Annotated in this window: 14 protein-coding genes; 9 read left to right on the top strand and 5 right to left on the bottom strand. The window is 68.6% G+C overall.

Annotation, left to right across the window (positions count from 1 at the left end):
* Window positions 1–32: 32 nt before the first annotated feature.
* Window positions 33–1,004, top strand: coding sequence for a phosphoribosylaminoimidazolesuccinocarboxamide synthase (locus ACSQ2H_RS11710; protein WP_436061564.1), 972 nt, complete (start codon window positions 33–35; stop codon window positions 1,002–1,004).
* On the opposite strand, the gene ACSQ2H_RS11705 is transcribed toward ACSQ2H_RS11710, so the two are convergent.
* From ACSQ2H_RS11705 to ACSQ2H_RS11695, 3 genes are read right to left on the bottom strand one after another with little or no spacing between them, the layout of a single operon-like run.
* Window positions 1,001–2,137, bottom strand: a complete 1,137-nt coding sequence (locus ACSQ2H_RS11705) for a DUF3667 domain-containing protein (RefSeq protein ID WP_436061563.1) — start codon at window positions 2,135–2,137, stop codon at window positions 1,001–1,003. The two genes, ACSQ2H_RS11710 and ACSQ2H_RS11705, sit on opposite strands and share 4 nt — an antisense overlap.
* A gap of 54 nt (window positions 2,138–2,191) precedes the next feature.
* Complete coding sequence (locus tag ACSQ2H_RS11700; protein WP_436061562.1) at window positions 2,192–2,794, bottom strand: 2-hydroxychromene-2-carboxylate isomerase; 603 nt, start codon at window positions 2,792–2,794, stop codon at window positions 2,192–2,194.
* 10 nt (window positions 2,795–2,804) lie between these two features.
* Window positions 2,805–3,530, bottom strand: a complete 726-nt coding sequence (locus ACSQ2H_RS11695; protein ID WP_436061561.1) for an SDR family NAD(P)-dependent oxidoreductase — start codon at window positions 3,528–3,530, stop codon at window positions 2,805–2,807.
* An 80-nt stretch (window positions 3,531–3,610) separates the two neighbouring features.
* On the opposite strand from ACSQ2H_RS11695, the gene ACSQ2H_RS11690 reads away from it, so the two are divergent.
* On the top strand, window positions 3,611–4,078 hold the full coding sequence (locus ACSQ2H_RS11690; protein ID WP_436061560.1) for a winged helix-turn-helix transcriptional regulator: 468 nt from the start codon (window positions 3,611–3,613) through the stop codon (window positions 4,076–4,078).
* On the opposite strand, the gene ACSQ2H_RS11685 is transcribed toward ACSQ2H_RS11690, so the two are convergent.
* Complete coding sequence (locus ACSQ2H_RS11685) at window positions 4,056–6,170, bottom strand: prolyl oligopeptidase family serine peptidase (RefSeq protein WP_436061559.1); 2,115 nt, start codon at window positions 6,168–6,170, stop codon at window positions 4,056–4,058. The two genes, ACSQ2H_RS11690 and ACSQ2H_RS11685, sit on opposite strands and share 23 nt — an antisense overlap.
* A 296-nt stretch (window positions 6,171–6,466) precedes the next feature.
* On the opposite strand from ACSQ2H_RS11685, the gene ACSQ2H_RS11680 reads away from it, so the two are divergent.
* From ACSQ2H_RS11680 to ACSQ2H_RS11665, 4 genes are read left to right on the top strand one after another with little or no spacing between them, the layout of a single operon-like run.
* The gene (locus tag ACSQ2H_RS11680) at window positions 6,467–7,141 is read left to right on the top strand and encodes a hypothetical protein (RefSeq protein WP_436061558.1); all 675 of its coding nucleotides are present in this window, start codon (window positions 6,467–6,469) and stop codon (window positions 7,139–7,141) included.
* A gap of 35 nt (window positions 7,142–7,176) precedes the next feature.
* The gene (locus ACSQ2H_RS11675) at window positions 7,177–7,857 is read left to right on the top strand and encodes an ABC transporter ATP-binding protein (RefSeq protein WP_436061557.1); all 681 of its coding nucleotides are present in this window, start codon (window positions 7,177–7,179) and stop codon (window positions 7,855–7,857) included.
* Entirely contained in the window at window positions 7,835–10,402 is a 2,568-nt protein-coding gene (locus tag ACSQ2H_RS11670) for an FtsX-like permease family protein (protein WP_436061556.1), read from the top strand. Before ACSQ2H_RS11675 ends, ACSQ2H_RS11670 begins: the two co-directional genes overlap by 23 nt.
* Before the next feature lie 8 nt (window positions 10,403–10,410).
* Window positions 10,411–11,454 (top strand): lipocalin-like domain-containing protein, encoded by a 1,044-nt coding sequence (locus ACSQ2H_RS11665; RefSeq protein ID WP_436061555.1) that lies wholly within the window; start codon window positions 10,411–10,413, stop codon window positions 11,452–11,454.
* Here ACSQ2H_RS11665 and ACSQ2H_RS11660 read toward each other — a convergent pair.
* A complete protein-coding gene (locus ACSQ2H_RS11660) occupies window positions 11,451–12,527 on the bottom strand; it encodes a zinc-binding dehydrogenase (RefSeq protein ID WP_436061554.1) in 1,077 nt (358 codons plus the stop codon). The genes ACSQ2H_RS11665 and ACSQ2H_RS11660 overlap by 4 nt on opposite strands.
* A 93-nt stretch (window positions 12,528–12,620) precedes the next feature.
* Between ACSQ2H_RS11660 and fabD the strand changes: the two genes are divergently transcribed.
* The 3 genes from fabD (at window position 12,621) to ACSQ2H_RS11645 (ending at window position 14,688) form a co-directional block, all read left to right on the top strand.
* Window positions 12,621–13,565 (top strand): ACP S-malonyltransferase, encoded by a 945-nt coding sequence (fabD, locus tag ACSQ2H_RS11655; protein WP_436061553.1) that lies wholly within the window; start codon window positions 12,621–12,623, stop codon window positions 13,563–13,565.
* Window position 13,566: 1 nt separating this feature from the next.
* Window positions 13,567–14,307 (top strand): 3-oxoacyl-[acyl-carrier-protein] reductase, encoded by a 741-nt coding sequence (fabG, locus tag ACSQ2H_RS11650; protein WP_436061552.1) that lies wholly within the window; start codon window positions 13,567–13,569, stop codon window positions 14,305–14,307.
* 141 nt (window positions 14,308–14,448) lie between these two features.
* Window positions 14,449–14,688: an acyl carrier protein gene (locus ACSQ2H_RS11645; protein ID WP_056019455.1), complete on the top strand. Its 240-nt coding sequence runs from the start codon at window positions 14,449–14,451 to the stop codon at window positions 14,686–14,688.
* Window positions 14,689–14,761 lie beyond the last annotated feature (73 nt).

The raw sequence follows: 14,761 nt of genomic DNA, 5'->3' as shown, positions 1-14,761 counted from the left end.
AGCCGCTTCAAGTCTCCGGCGCGGATACCCCCATGGACAAGACGGCCCTGGCTCGCAACGCTCACCGCGTTCTGCGCGACGCGATCATTCCCGAATTGCCCAAGCCCTACTACGGCAAGGTGCGGGACAATTACGACCTGCCGGACGGCCGGCGGATCATCATCGCCAGCGACCGGATCAGCGCCTTCGACCGGATCCTGGCGGCGATCCCATTCAAGGGCCAGGTCCTGACCCAGACCGCGCGCTTCTGGTTCGAGAAGACGGCGGACATCTGTCCTAACCACGTGCTGGCCTATCCCGATCCGAACGTCGTCGTGGGCCGCCGTCTGGATATCCTGCCAGTCGAGATCGTCGTGCGCGACTACCTGGCCGGCACGACCGGCACCTCGATCCTGACGCTCTACAAGAAGGGCGAGCGCGAGATGTACGGCCACCACCTGCCCGACGGCATGGCCGACAATCAGAAGCTGCCGCACGCGATCATCACGCCGACCTCCAAGGCGTTCGACGGCGGCCACGACGAGCCGCTGACCCCGGCGCAGATCGTCGAGCAGGGTCTGCTGACCGCCGAACAGTGGGAAACGCTGTCGAAGTACGCCCTGGCTCTGTTTGCGCGCGGCCAGGAGATCGCGGCCGAGCGTGGCCTGATCCTGGTCGACACCAAGTACGAGTTCGGCGTCGACGCCGACGGCCAGATCATCCTGGCCGACGAGATCCACACCCCCGATTCCAGCCGCTACTGGTTCGCCGAGAGTTATCCGCAGCGCTTCGCCGCGGGCCAGCGGCCCGACAGCTTCGACAAGGACTTCGTCCGCGCCTGGGTCGCCGAGCGCTGCGATCCCTACAAGGACCCGATCCCGGAGATCCCGGCGCAGATGCTCGTCGATACGGCGGCCGTCTACATCCAGGCCTTCGAGACCATCACCGGCCAGACGTTCGAGATCGACGAGAACGACGAGCCTGTGCTCGAACGGGTCCGTCGCAATCTGGCGCAGTTCTTCTAGCCGGCGACCCCCAGCATCACGACCGCGGCCAGGAACAGGGCCAGAGCCAGGGTGCAGAACAGCAGCAGCATGCCGGTGCGCCAGAGCGCCGAGAAGGTCGACAGGCTGTAGGCGCCTTTCACCTGGGCGAACATGTGCACAGGAACAATCGCGGTGGCCGCAAGCGCCGCGATAACGGAGATCGCGCCGCCGACGCGCATGAGCCCCGCCGTGACCATGATCAGCATCGCCATGAAGGTCAGCGAATAGAGCACGAAGACCCCGTGGTCGTAGAGCGTGAAGCCGCGCTTCCACAGGAAGAGCAGGGCGACGAAGGGGATCGAGATCGGGATCAGCAGGAACGAGAATTTGTAGAAGGTCTGCTGCAGCTTGTAGAGCGTCAGTTCGGGGTTCTGCAGTTTCTTCAATAGCTTCTTGTCGAGCGCCTCGTCGCCGGTGTTGACCTTGAGGTCGCCGTTGGCGGCGGCGTCGCGCAGGTTGTCGGCCAGGTTCGCGCCCATGACCGCAACGTTGGGCGCCGTGGGAGACTCGGCCATCGCCGCGTCGGCGGCCCTCTCGGCCTCGCGCGCGGCGGCCAATCGCGTCGTCAGCTCCGCCCGCTTAGCGACTGAGGCCGGATCATCGCCCTTTGGCGCGTTCTCCAGGGCCGTCTCGGCCTGCACCACCGCGTTGGTGGCCATCATGAAGGTGGTGCCGGTGGAGGCCGGGCCGCTGGCGGCGTCGCGCACGGCGGTCTCAGCGGCCTGGATCTGCGTGTTCACCGGCATGAAGCTCAGGATCATGAACATCACGAAGACGGTGAACAGGTACATCGCCAGCGGCGACACGTAGCGCGTCCGCTTGCCGAGCACCCATTCACGGGTCAGCCGGCCCGGATTCGCGACGAGCAGCGGCAGGGTGCGCCAGATCCGGCTGTCGAAGTGCATCACCCCGTGCAGGATCTCTTCGCCCAGGTGCAGCAGCGTGCGGTGGGTGTGGGCCGGCTGGCCGCAGTTGGCGCAGAACCGGCCGGCGACCGCGGCGCCGCAGTCGTCGCAGTTGTGGCTATGCTCGCCGGCCTTGCCGGTCGGCTTCTCGATCGCCGCGGCCATCATGGCGCCCGTGACCGCCCCGCCTGTCGAATCCACGTCCATGGCCGGCTCCAGCTCCCCCGAATGCGAGAGTTAGACCGGTTCGAGCCGGCGGCGCTAGGCCGCCAACTCCTCCTCGATCTGTCCAAGGCGCTCCTTGCCGAAGAACATCTCGTCGCCGACGAAGAAGGTGGGGATTCCAAAGGCGCCCCGAGCGGCGGCGCGCTCGGTGTTGGCCAGCAGTTCGGCCTTCACCTCTGGGTCCTGGGTCGCTTCGAGGATCGCCTTGGCGTCGAGACCGGCCTCGGTCAGCGCCCCGGCCACGACCTGGGGGTCGTCCATCTTCAGGCCGCGCTCCCACATCCCCGCCATGACCGCGTCGAGATAGGCCTGCTCGACGCCCTGCCGTCGCGCGGCGACCAGCCCGCGCATGATCAGCAGCGTGTTGACCGGGAAGTGCGGATTGAACTGGTAGCGGTCGAGCTTGTGCTTGGCGACGAAGCGCTTGGTCTCCAGCGCCTCGTAGGCCAGCTTACCCTGGATGCCGCCGAAGGCGGTCATCGGCGCCTGGTTGCCGGTGATCTTGAAGAGGCCGCCCAGCAGGCAGGGGGTCAGCACCACCTGGGCGCCGGTTCGCGCCGCGATGTCCTTCAGCACCCCGTAGGCCAGGTAGGCGTTGGGGCTGCCGAAGTCGAAGATGAACTCGACGGTCTTGGTCATGGGGCGTTCCTCACCAGGTCTCGGTCCAGGGACGCAGATCGAGTTCGTGCGTCCAGGCCGAGCGTTGTTGCTTGTGCAGCCAGACATAGTTGCTGGCGATCTCGTCCGGCTTGAGGATGCTGTCGCCTTCCAGCCGTGCTTCCAGGTCGGGGATGTTGGCGCGCGAGAAGACCCCATCGATGGAGCCGTCGACGACCACGTGGGCGACATGGATGCCCTGCGGACCGAGCTCGCGGGCGGCCGACTGGGCCAGGGCTCGCAAGCCATGCTTGGCGGCGGCGAACGCCGAGAAGCCCTGACGTCCGCGCAGCGAGGCCGAGGCGCCGGTGAAGAGGATCGTGCCGCGGCCGCGGGGGATCATTACCCGCGCCGCTTCGCGTCCGGTCAGGAAGCCGGCGAAGCAAGCCATCTCCCAGACCTTGTGAAATACGCGGCTGGTGGTGTCGGTGAGGCTGAAGCAGACGTTCGCGCCGATGTTGAAGACCACGACTTCGAGCGGGCCGACCTCGGCCTCGATCTTGTCGACGAGGGCGATCATCTCGTCTTCGGAGCGGGCGTCGACGCCGTAGGCGCGGGCCTTGCCGCCGTTGTCGCGGATCGATTGGGCGAGGTCCTCGAGCTGCTCGAGATTGCGGGCCCTGCGCGTGATGCAGACCTCGTAACCCTCGGCGGCGAAGGCCTTGGCGATCGCGCCGCCCACCCCGTCGCCTGCGCCCACCACCAGACATGCGGCCATGGTGTTTCTCCAGTCCATTTATTTTCTGGACGGACCATGGTATCGAATCTGGACTTGGTCAACGGCGAATGGAGCCGGCGATGAAATGGGATGAACTCAGCCGCGAGCCGTGCTCGCTGGCGCGGTCGGTGGCGGTGATCGGCGACCGCTGGACGCTGCTGATCCTGCGCGACTGCTTTCTCGGCGTGCGGCGCTTCGAGGCGTTCCAGGAACGATTGGGCATTTCGCGCACCATCATCGCCGACCGGCTGAAAGTGCTGACCGACGAGGGCGTGCTGGAAAAGGTCGCCTATCAGGACCGCCCGGTCCGCCATGAGTACAGGCTGACCGGGAAGGGCCTCGACCTCTATCCCGTCATCCTGGCCGTCGTCAGCTGGGGCGACCGGCACTATGACGACGGCCGCGGGCCGCCGATCCTGCGCCGGCACAAGGCCTGCGGCTGTGACTTCCAGCCGGTGATGACCTGTTCGGAGTGCGGCGACGAGGTGAACGCCCGGGGGGTGGAGGCCCGCCCGGGCGCCGCCTTCAGTCCATCAGCTGCTGGCTGAGATAGGTGTATTCGAGCGCCTGACGCTTGGCGGTCTCGTTGAGATTGGCGGCGGCGGCGTGACCGCCGTCGATGTTCTCGTAGTAGAGGTAGTCGTAGCCGAGCTCCTTGAGCCGGGCGGCCGCCTTGCGCGCATGGGCCGGATGGACGCGGTCGTCCTTGGTAGAGGTCTCCAGGAACACCCGCGGATAGGGTTGGCCCTTGGCCAGCTTCTGGTACGGCGAGTAGGTGTCGATCACCTTGCGCTCTTCCGGATTGGCGGGGTCGCCGTACTCGCCGACCCACGAGGCGCCGGCGCCGATGTGGGTGTAGCCGATCATGTCGAACAGCGGCACCTGGATCACCACGGCCTTGTAGAGTTCCGGCCGCTGGGTCAGGGCCACGCCCATCAGCAGGCCGCCGTTCGAGCCGCCCATGATGCCGAGCTTGGCCGGGCTGGTGACCTTGCGGGCGATCAGGTCTTCGGAGACGGCGAAGAAGTCGTCATAGACCCGTTGGCGGTTCAGCTTCAGTCCGGCCTCGTGCCAGCGCGGGCCGAACTCGCCGCCGCCGCGGATGTTGGCGATCGCATAGGCGCCGCCGCGTTCCAGCCACAGCTTGCCGACGGTCGCCGCGTAGCCGGGGGTCTGCGAGACCTGGAACCCGCCATAGGCGTAGAGCAGCGTCGGCGTGGCGCCGTCGAACTTCATGCCCTTCGCGCGCACCAGGAAGTACGGCACCTTGGTCCCGTCCTTGGAGACGGCCCAGTGCTGCTCCACGACCTGTTGGGAGGCGTCGAACCGCGCGGGCAGAGTCCGCAAGGTCTCGCGCGACCCGCTGGCGGCGTCGGCGAGCAGCTGCGTCGACGGGGTCAGGAAGCCGGCGACCTGCAGGATGAGCTGATCGTCGTGATCCGACGCCGAGGCGATGCCGACCGAGATGTCCGTCGGCAGGTCGAGCTTGGTCGACGTCCAGCCCTTGTCGTCGTGGCGGAAGCTGAGCACGCCGCCTTTGACGTTGTCGTACAGCGCCACGACCAGCCGGTTGCGGGTGGTCGCCACCTGTTCGACGGACTGGCTGTCGGTCGGGCGCAGGACAAGCACGGCCTTCGGGCTGTCGGCCTGTGACTTCAGTTGGGTCAGGTCCAGCGCCATCAGGTCGCCGGACTTGCCGGACTGGGCGGCCCAGTCTTCTTCCAGAGTGAGCAGCACCTGGCCGTCGAGCAGGCCCTGGATCGACGAGCGCAGCGGCAGCGGCAGCTTCCTCGCGCCGGTCTCGGCGATCAGGTGATGTTCGGCGTTGAAGGTGTCGAGCGGCCGGTGGGCGATCAGCGCCTGCAGCTTGCCGTCGGCGTCGCGCAGCGCGATCGGACTGACGCCGTATCCGCCGTCGTCGGCCTTGCCGCGGAACACCTCGCGGGCGTCGGCCAGCGCCTGGCCACGCTTCAGCAGCTTGATCACATAGGGATAGCCAGAGGTCGTGACTTCGCCCTTGGTCCACTCGGTGGCGACGGCCAGGGTGTCGGCGTCGACCCAGGTCACCCGGTGCTTGCCTTCAGGCAGCAGGAAGCCGCCTTGCACGAACTGGCCGGTCTGGATGTCGAATTCGCGGACCACGACCGCGTCCTTGCCGCCGTCCGACAGCTCGATCAGGCAAAGCCGATCGTTCGGCGGCAGGCAGGTCGCGCCTTTGTAGACCCAGTTCTTGCCTTCGGCCTTGGCCAGGGCGTCGATGTCCAGGACCGTCCGCCATTCCGGCTTGCCGGTTCGGTAGCTGTCGAGCGTGGTCGAGCGCAGCAGGCCGCGGACATGCTCGGCGTCCTGCCAGAAGTTGCGCAGGGCGCCGTCGCCGGCGAAGCCCACGACCGTGATCCGGTCCTTGGCCGTCGCGATGGCTAAGGCGTCGTCATAGAGCTTGGCGTAGCGCGGGTCGTTCTGCAGCTGCGGCAGCGAGCGATCGTTCTCGGCCTTGGCGAAGGCCATGGCGCGGGGGCCCTCGATCTCCTCCATGTAGACATACGGATCGTTCGGATCGGGCAGGGCGGCGGCGGGAAGCGCGGTCATGCCGCTCAACATGGCGCCGGCCGCCAATTTTCCAAGGAACTGGAAACGCATCTGCAAACTGCCTCTCGGAGTGATCTTGCCAAGGTCGAGCTTAGGGTAGTCCGTTTGCGGCGCGCAAATGCGTCGCGGCGAAATGAAATGCGTCGCTTCGCCGCCAGTCAGGGAAAGCCCTTCCGAATTCGCCGCAAACTAGGCTGGGCCAGGGGAATCCGTCATGGTCCCGCGCCATGACGAACGAACCCTTTTTCAAACGGGACGGTCAATATTACGTCCCAACCCCCGCCGGCCGCGGTCCTTGGAATCCCAACTCCCTCCATGGACGGGTCATCATCGGTCTTCTCGGCTTCGTGCTCGAGCAGAAGCACGGCGATGCGGATTTCATCCCCGCGCGCCTGACCGTCGACATGTACAAGCTTCCGGGCTTCGATCCGATCGAGGTCACCACCAAGGTGGTGCGTGAGAGCGGCCGCATCCGGGTGATCGACGCCGAGTTCATCTCCGGCGGCGTCAGCATGGCGCGCGCCACCTGCCAGTTCCTCAAGCGCACCGAGAACTCGGAAGGCAATGTCTGGAAGCCGGGCAACTGGAGCGTCCCGTCGCCGCTGGACATTCCCGAGCCCGAAAATCGCGGCGGCATGGGCGGCATGTGGGCCTCGCGTCCGATCAGCGGCGGCTTCGCCACGGCCGAGCAGCGCCGCACCTGGATGAGCGAGGTGCGCGACATCGTCGAGGGCGAGCCGTTGACCCCGTTCCAGCGCGTCGCGGTGGCCTGCGACTTCGTCAGCCCGCTGACTCATGTCGGCGACCAGGGCCTGGGCTACATCAACTCGGACGTGACGCTCTACCTGCACAAGCTGCCGGACACCGAGTGGGTGGGCTTCGAGAGCGTCTATCACGGCGCCGACGACGGCGTGGCCGTGGGCGACGCCCGCGTCTACGACGAGACCGGCCCGATCGGGGTGGCCTCCTGCACCGCGCTGGCCCAGCGCCGCCTGGCGCCGCCTCCGCCTAAACCGTCCTAGCTGCGGAGGGCGCGGTTCAGGCTAGAATGATGCCGATGACCGCGCCCGTCCTGCAGATCTCGAACCTCGCCAAGTCGGTGCCCGGCGGGCGGGTCCTGTTCTCGGGCTTGGACTTGCAGCTCGCCGCCGGCGAGTTCGTGGCGATCATGGGCGAATCCGGGGTCGGCAAGTCAACCCTGCTGAACCTGATCGCCGGCCTCGATCAGGCCGACGCCGGGACCATCGCCATCAACGGCGTCGATCTGGCCGGTCTCGACGACGACGCCCGCACGCTGCTGCGCCGGGACCGGGTCGGCTTCGTCTTCCAGGCGTTCCATATCCTGCCGCATCTGACGCTGGGCCAGAACGTCGCCCTACCGCTGGCGCTGCAGGGCCGGCGGAGCGAGACGGCGTTGGAACGCGCGGACCAGATGCTGACCGCGGTGGGATTGCCGGGTCGGGCAGGCGACTATCCGCGCCAGCTTTCGGGCGGCGAGATGCAGCGGGTGGCGATCGCCCGGGCGCTGATCCACGAACCGGCCCTGCTGCTGGCCGACGAGCCGACCGGCAATCTCGATCCGGAGACGGCCAACCGCGTCTTGCAGGTGTTCGCCGACGAGGTGCGGCGCTCGGGCGCCGCCGTCGTCCTGGTGACGCACTCGGAGGTCGCCGCCGCCGCCGCAGATCGCACGCTCATCCTGGGACGAGACGGTCTTGTCGAACGCCCACGCGCCTGAGCAGCGCGGCCTGGCCGCCCGCTGGATGATCCTGGGCGAGTGGCGGGCCCATCCGATGCGCGTGATCACCGCCGCCGCGGCCATCGCCGTCGGGGTGGCGCTCGGCCTGGCCGTGCACCTGGTCAACGCCTCGGCGCTCAGTGAATTCTCCAAGGCCGTCAGCGCGGTGAACGGCGAGGCCGAACTTCAGGTGCGCTCGACGACGACGCGCGGCTTCGCCGAGGCGCTGTATCCCCAACTTGCGCGGACCGAGGGCGTCTCCGCGGTCAGCCCCGTCGTCGAGCTGGAGGCCTCGACCGACCGTCCAGGTGAGACGCTCACCGTGCTCGGGCTCGACGTGCTGCGCGCCGCCTACGTGACCCCCAGCCTGATCGGCCGCCCCCTGGCCGCCGAAGGCGACGAGGCGAGGGGACCGACCATGGAGGCGGCGTTCGACGAGAACGCGGTGTTCCTGTCGCCGGCCGCCTTGGAAGGGCGATCGGTCGGTCAGGAGATCACCTTGGGCGCCGGGGGCCAGAGGGCGGCGTTCCGGATCGCAGGCGTGCTGCCCGGCGCTGGCGACGAGCGCCGACTGGCGGTGCTCGACATCGCCGCCGCGCAATGGCGGCTTGGAACGCTTGGCCGCCTTCAGCGGCTGGACCTCAAGCTCGACAAGGGGGCTGACGTGACCCGCGTGGCCGAGCAGCTGCGGGCGGTGCTGCCGGGCGACGCCCAACTGGCCAGCCAAGAGAGCGAGGCGCGGCGCAGCGACAGCCTCAGCCGGGCGTACCGGGTCAATCTCGACATGTTGGCGCTGATGGCGCTGCTGACCGGCGGGTTCCTCGTCTACTCGGCGCAGTCGCTTTCGGTCGCCCGCCGCCGACCGCAGTTCGCGCTGCTGCGGGTGTTGGGCGTGCGCCGGCGCTCGCTGCTCGCTCAGGTGATGGCCGAAGGCGTCGGAGTTGGACTGGCGGGCGGCGTCATCGGCATCGGCCTGGGTTTCGCGCTCGCCGATGGCGCACTGACACTGCTCGGCGGCGATTTGGGCGGGGGCTACTTCGGAGATTCAAAGCCGCAGTTGGTCCTGGCTCCGGGACCCGCCCTGCTGTTCCTGGCGCTCGGCCTAGCGACCGCGGTCGTCGGCAGCCTCGCGCCGGCGCGCGAAGCGGCTCGCGCGCAGCCAGCCGTGGCGCTGAAGAACGCGGGCGACTCCGTCGATCCGCGCACCACTCCGGCCATCTGGCCCTCGGCCGTGCTGCTGGCCCTGGGCGCTGCGGCGGCCTTCGCGCCAGCGATCGGCGGGGTGCCGCTGCTTGGCTACGCCTCGATGGCTCTGCTGCTGGCGGGCGGGGTCGCAGCGATGCCGCGGCTGGCGCGGGTGCTGCTGTCGGGGCTCAAGCGACGATCATTCGCCAGCATCGCCCCGGACCTGGCGGTGAAGCGGTTGTGGGGCGCGCCTTCGCAGGCCGCCGTGGCGCTCTGCGGCGTTGTCGCCAGCACCAGCCTGATGGTGGCGATGGCGGTGATGGTCTCCAGCTTCCGTGGCTCGGTGGAGGACTGGCTGGCCCAGGTGCTGCCGGCGGACCTCTATCTGCGGATCGAGGCGGCGGGCACGGGCGGCGGCTTCGATCCCGAGGAGCAGGCCAGGCTCGCTGCGACGCCCGGTGTGGCGCGGATCGCGTTCATGCGGACGACGACCTTGCGGATGAGCGCCGACGCGCCGCCCTTGGCCCTGGTCGCGCGTCCGGAGGGCGGCCTGGACGCCGGTGCGCCGCCGATGATCGGGCGTACCGTAGAGGCCCCGGCCGGAACCATACCGGTCTTCGTGTCGGAGCCCGCCGCCTGGCTCTATGACTGGAAGGTGGGGCAGCGCATCGACCTGCCGATCGGCGGCGCGCCCTCGAAGGGGTTCTTCGTGACCGGGATCTGGCGGGACTACGCCCGGCAGCATGGGGCCGTGACCTTGGAGAGCCACGACTACACGGCCCTGACCGGGGATCGCACGCGCAGCGAGGCGTCGGTGACCTTGGCGCCGGGCGCCGATCGGAAGGCGGTGGCCGCGGCTCTTGAGGCCAATGCGCCAGAGCGGCTGGCGGGGCGCGTCACCGTGGCCGAACCGCGGGCGCTGCGGGACATGGCGCTGCGGCTGTTCGATCGGAGCTTCGCGGTGACCTACGGCCTGGAGGCGATCGCCATCGTCGTCGGGCTGGCGGGCGTGGCGGCGACGATCTCGGCCCAGACCCTGGCGCGGACCAAGGAGTTCGGGATGCTGCGGCACCTGGGCGTCACGCGACGGCAGATCGTGGCGACGCTGGCCACCGAAGGGGCGTTGCTGGGCGCGGTGGGCGGCTTGGCGGGGATCGGCCTCGGGCTGATCATGAGCCAGGTGCTGATCCACGTGGTGAACCCGCAGTCGTTCCACTGGACGATGGAGACGAAGCTTCCCTGGGCGTTGTTGGCCAGCGTCGGCGTCGCGTTGGTGGCCTCGGCCGCCGGCACCGCGTTGCTGGCGGGGCGACGAGCCGTCTCGGCGGACGCCGTCCGCGCCGTGCGGGAGGACTGGTGATGCGCCGCATGATGCTCGCGCTCCTGGCGCTGCTCGCCGCCTGGGCGCCAGGCTATGCGGTCGTGCGGCCTGGGGCGGTTCTGCGCTTCCCGGCCGATCATGGCGCCCACCCGAGCTTCCGGACCGAGTGGTGGTACGTGACCGGCTGGCTGAAGACCGCCGATGGCGCGGACCTCGGCTTCCAGGTGACGTTCTTCCGCTCGCGTCCGCCGACGGCGAGCGACAACCCCAGCGCCTTCGCGCCGCGCCAGATCCTGTTCGCCCACGCCGCGATCTCGGACCCGTCGGTCGGCAAGCTGATCCATGGGCAGCGTATCGCCCGGGCAGGGTTCGGCCTGGCGGAGGCTGCGGTCGGCGACGCGGACCTGGTCATCGACGATTGGCGGCTGCGGCGGGGAGCAGATGGACGCTTCACCACCAAGGTCGCCGGAGAGGATTTCGACCTCGATCTGGCCTTTACCCCGACCCAGCCGGTGTTGCTGCAAGGCGAGGGGGGCTTCAGCCGCAAGGGACCATTGGCGACCCAGGCCAGCTATTACTACAGCCTGCCCCAGCTGAGGGTCGTCGGAACGGTTTATCGCGGCGGCAAGGCCGTCAAGGTGACCGGCACGGCCTGGCTGGACCGGGAGTGGTCGTCGACCCTGCTCGACCCCGCCGCGGTCGGCTGGGACTGGGTCGGGCTCAATCTCGACGACGGCGGCGCGCTGATGGCGTTCCAGGTCCGCGACGCGTCCGGCAAGGCGCTGTGGGCAGGCGGCTCGTTGCGCGGCGCCGATGGACGGACCGTCCGGTTCAGCCCCTCCCAAGTGCGCTTCTCGGCGCAGCGCAACTGGCGTTCGCCGCGGACCGGCGCGGTCTATCCCATCGAGCGGACGGTGACCGTGCAGACGCCGGTCGGCGAGCGGCGCTGGACGCTGACGCCGCTGTTCGACGATCAGGAGCTGGACAGCCGCGCCTCTGGCGGCCCCGTCTATTGGGAGGGGGCCGTGCGCAGCGAAGGCGGACGCGGCTATCTGGAGCTGACGGGCTACGCCAGCCCCATGAAGCTCTAGGGCTGGACGAGGATCTTCACGTGCGCCTCGGGGTCGCCGAGGTCCTTGAAGGCCTGGGCGACGCCGTCGAGCCCGACGGTGCCGGTGACCACGTTGCTGACGTCGATGCGGCCCTCGGCGATGTCGTGCAGGGTCGCGGCGAACTCCTCGGGCGAGTAGCCGAACACGAAGGTCAGCTCGATCTCCTTGGTGATGGCGATCGCCGGCTCGATGCGATCGGTCTCCATGCAGACGCCGGCGACGACGATCTGCGCCCCCGCGGGCGAGGCCTCGATCAGGCTCTGCAGCACGCCGGGGGATCCGACGCACTCGAACACCACGGGCCGGCCGAAACTGCCGCCCATCATCCGGACCATGTTCTGCGCGGCGCGGGCGGTCGGCACGCCGAAGCCCTCCCAGCGGGCGTGCGGGCTTTCCACCGCCGGATCGATGACGACGTCCGCGCCCAGCATCTCGGCGGCGGCGCGGCGGCGGGGCGAGAAGTCCGCGGCGATGACCGGGCCGTGGCCGCGGGCCTTGAGGCCGGCGATCACCGCCAGCCCGACGGGGCCGCAGCCGACCACCAGCGCGACGCTGTTGGGATCAAGCCTGGCCTTGGCCACGGCGTGGGCGCCGACCGCGAACGGTTCGGTGAGGGCGGCCTTGTCGGTCGGCAGGCCGTTCGGCACCGGCAGCAGCAGCGCTTCGGACAGGATCATCCGCTCGGAGAAGCCGCCGGGCAGGTTGTTGGAAAAGCCGAGCATCTCGACGCCGCCGACCGGGGTGAGGGTGGCGGGAATCGAAACCACCCGCGTGCCGGCCTTGAGAGCGCCAGTGGTTCCGGGGCCGTGCTCGAGGATCTCGGCGCAGAACTCGTGGCCGAACACGGTGTCGGCGGTCGGATCGAAGCCGTCGCCCATGCCCCCAGCGCGGCGGGTGAGGTCGATCATGTGCTCCATGTGGTGCAACGCGTGCAGGTCCGAGCCGCAGATTCCGCAGGCCAGGGTGCGCACCAGCACCTGACCCTGATCGGGCTTCAGGTCGGCGATCTCGTCGCAGACCAGTTGCTTGTTTCGCCGGATCACCGCGCGCATGACGTCCTCCCGTTCTCGATCGCCGCCTTGCCGGGGCTTGGCTTATCCCCTAACCCTCCCGGCTCGGAATCGTAAGTGCGTGGGAGACGCGCCATGAGCCTCGCCTTCATTTTTCCTGGCCAGGGCAGCCAAGCTGTCGGGATGGGCGCGGACCTCGCCGAGGCGTTCGCCTCGGCGCGTGAGGTCTTCCAGGAAGTCGACGACGCCCTGGGCCAGAAGTTGTTTGCGCTGATGCGCGAGGGCCCCGAAGGCGACCTGACCCTGACCGAGAACGCTCAGCCGGCCCTGATGGCCGTGTCGCTGGCGGTGACCCGGACCCTGGAGAAGGAATTCGGCGTCAGCATCGAGAAGGCCGCCTTCGTGGCGGGCCACTCGCTGGGCGAATACTCGGCTTTGGCGGCGGCCGGCGCGATCACTCTGGCGGACACCGCCCGCCTGCTGAAGCTGCGCGGCCAGGCCATGCAACGGGCCGTCCCGGTCGGCGCCGGCGCCATGGCGTCGCTGATCGGTCCGAAGACCGACGTGGCGCTGGCCGAAGCCGCCGCCGAAGCCGGCTCGAAAGTCGGCGTCTGCGTCGTCGCCAACGACAACAACAACGGCAACGTGGTGATCTCGGGCGACAAGGCCGCGGTCGACGTCGCGATCGAGAAGGCCAAGGAGCTGGGCGCGCGGGCGATTCCGCTGAACGTCTCGGCCCCCTTCCATTGCCCGCTGATGCAGCCGGCCGCCGACGAGATGGCCCAGGCCCTGGCCAGCGCCACGATCATCGCGCCGCGCGCGCCCGTCGTCGCCAACGTCACGGCGCGCCCGACGCTGGATCCCGAAGAAATCCGCCGCCTGCTGGTGGAGCAAGTCACCGGCCGCGTGCGTTGGCGCGAAAGCATGATCTGGCTGGCCGGTGAGGGCGGGGTGACCCGCTTCGCCGAAGCGGGCGCCGGTAAGGTGCTCTCGGGCATGGCCAAGCGCATCGCCCCGGACGCCGAGGCGACGCCGCTGAACACGCCCGCCGACCTTGAAGCCTTCGCGAAGGGACTCTGAGATGTTCGACCTGACGGGAAAGACCGCCCTGGTCACCGGTGCGACCGGCGGCATCGGCGGCGAGATCGCCAAGGCCCTGCACGCGGCCGGCGCGACCGTGGTGCTGTCCGGCACGCGTGAGGCGGTGCTGCAGGATCTGGCCCAGCAGTTGGGCGGCCGTACCTTCGCCGTGCCGGCGAACCTGTCGGATCCGGAATCGGTCGACAGCCTGCTGTCGCGCGCCGAAGAGGCCGCCGGCGCCGGGGTCGACATCCTCGTCGCCAACGCCGGAATCACCCGCGACGGCCTGCTGATGCGGATGAAGGACGAAGACTGGGACGCGGTCCTCAAGGTCAATCTGGAGAGCTACTTCCGGCTCAGCCGTTCGGCCATGCGCGGCATGATGAAACGGCGCCACGGCCGAATCATCGGCATCACTTCGGTCGTCGGGGTGATGGGTAATCCGGGGCAGTCGAACTATGCCGCTTCCAAGGCCGGCATGATCGGCTTCTCCAAGGCGCTGGCCCAGGAGGTCGCGTCCCGTGGGATCACGGTGAATTGCGTGGCGCCCGGTTTCATCGAAAGCCCGATGACCGACGCCCTGAACGAGCAGCAGAAGGCCCAGATCATGGGCACGATCCCCGCTGGACGGCTGGGTTCGGGCGGCGAAGTGGCCGCCGCCTGCGTCTATCTGGCCAGCGATGAGGCCGCTTACATGACGGGTCAAACCCTGCATGTGAACGGCGGCATGGCCATGATCTGAGCCCGCTGGCGTGGCCGTGGCGAACATGCTACGTCGCCGCCCGAACCGGCGAGGCGAAGGTCTCAACCTGTATGTTTGCAACGGTTGACATCCCGTCGACCGTCGCAGATGGATTTAGACAAACACAAGGGACTTAAGCGAATGTCCGACATCCTCGAGCGCGTGCGTAAGATCGTCATTGAACATCTGGACGCCGACCCCGAGAAGGTCACCGAAAAGGCGAGCTTCATCGACGACCTGGGCGCTGACAGCCTCGACAACGTCGAGCTGGTCATGGCCTTCGAAGAAGAGTTCGACATCGAGATCCCGGATGACGCCGCCGAGCACATCCAGACCGTCGGCGATGCGGTGAAGTTCATCGGTGAGCGCCTGGGCGCCTAAGGCGAACCCACGGAATTCATTGAATATTCGGCCGCCGCGAAGCTCTTCGGAGTTCGCGGCGGTCTGCGTTTGG

Origin of the sequence: Phenylobacterium sp. LjRoot97 (genome assembly GCF_964254345.1) — a bacterium.
In the GTDB taxonomy this organism is placed as follows: domain Bacteria; phylum Pseudomonadota; class Alphaproteobacteria; order Caulobacterales; family Caulobacteraceae; genus Phenylobacterium.
Note: the sequence above shows the minus strand (reverse complement) of the source record. Positions and strands in the feature narration are given on the sequence as shown.

Bases quoted from the DNA above. Each gene is read 5' to 3' on its own strand.
- ACSQ2H_RS11660 (WP_436061554.1), bottom strand. From the start codon at position 12,527: ATGCGCGCGGTGATCCGGCGAAACAAGCAACTGGTCTGCGACGAGATC.
- ACSQ2H_RS11695 (WP_436061561.1), bottom strand. From the start codon at position 3,530: ATGGCCGCATGTCTGGTGGTGGGCGCAGGCGACGGGGTGGGCGGCGCG.
- ACSQ2H_RS11690 (WP_436061560.1), top strand. From the start codon at position 3,611: ATGAAATGGGATGAACTCAGCCGCGAGCCGTGCTCGCTGGCGCGGTCG.
- ACSQ2H_RS11710 (WP_436061564.1), top strand. From the start codon at position 33: ATGGACAAGACGGCCCTGGCTCGCAACGCTCACCGCGTTCTGCGCGAC.
- ACSQ2H_RS11665 (WP_436061555.1), top strand. From the start codon at position 10,411: ATGATGCTCGCGCTCCTGGCGCTGCTCGCCGCCTGGGCGCCAGGCTAT.
- fabD (WP_436061553.1), top strand. From the start codon at position 12,621: ATGAGCCTCGCCTTCATTTTTCCTGGCCAGGGCAGCCAAGCTGTCGGG.
- ACSQ2H_RS11705 (WP_436061563.1), bottom strand. From the start codon at position 2,137: ATGGACGTGGATTCGACAGGCGGGGCGGTCACGGGCGCCATGATGGCC.
- fabG (WP_436061552.1), top strand. From the start codon at position 13,567: ATGTTCGACCTGACGGGAAAGACCGCCCTGGTCACCGGTGCGACCGGC.
- ACSQ2H_RS11700 (WP_436061562.1), bottom strand. From the start codon at position 2,794: ATGACCAAGACCGTCGAGTTCATCTTCGACTTCGGCAGCCCCAACGCC.
- ACSQ2H_RS11645 (WP_056019455.1), top strand. From the start codon at position 14,449: ATGTCCGACATCCTCGAGCGCGTGCGTAAGATCGTCATTGAACATCTG.
- ACSQ2H_RS11685 (WP_436061559.1), bottom strand. From the start codon at position 6,170: ATGCGTTTCCAGTTCCTTGGAAAATTGGCGGCCGGCGCCATGTTGAGC.
- ACSQ2H_RS11675 (WP_436061557.1), top strand. From the start codon at position 7,177: ATGACCGCGCCCGTCCTGCAGATCTCGAACCTCGCCAAGTCGGTGCCC.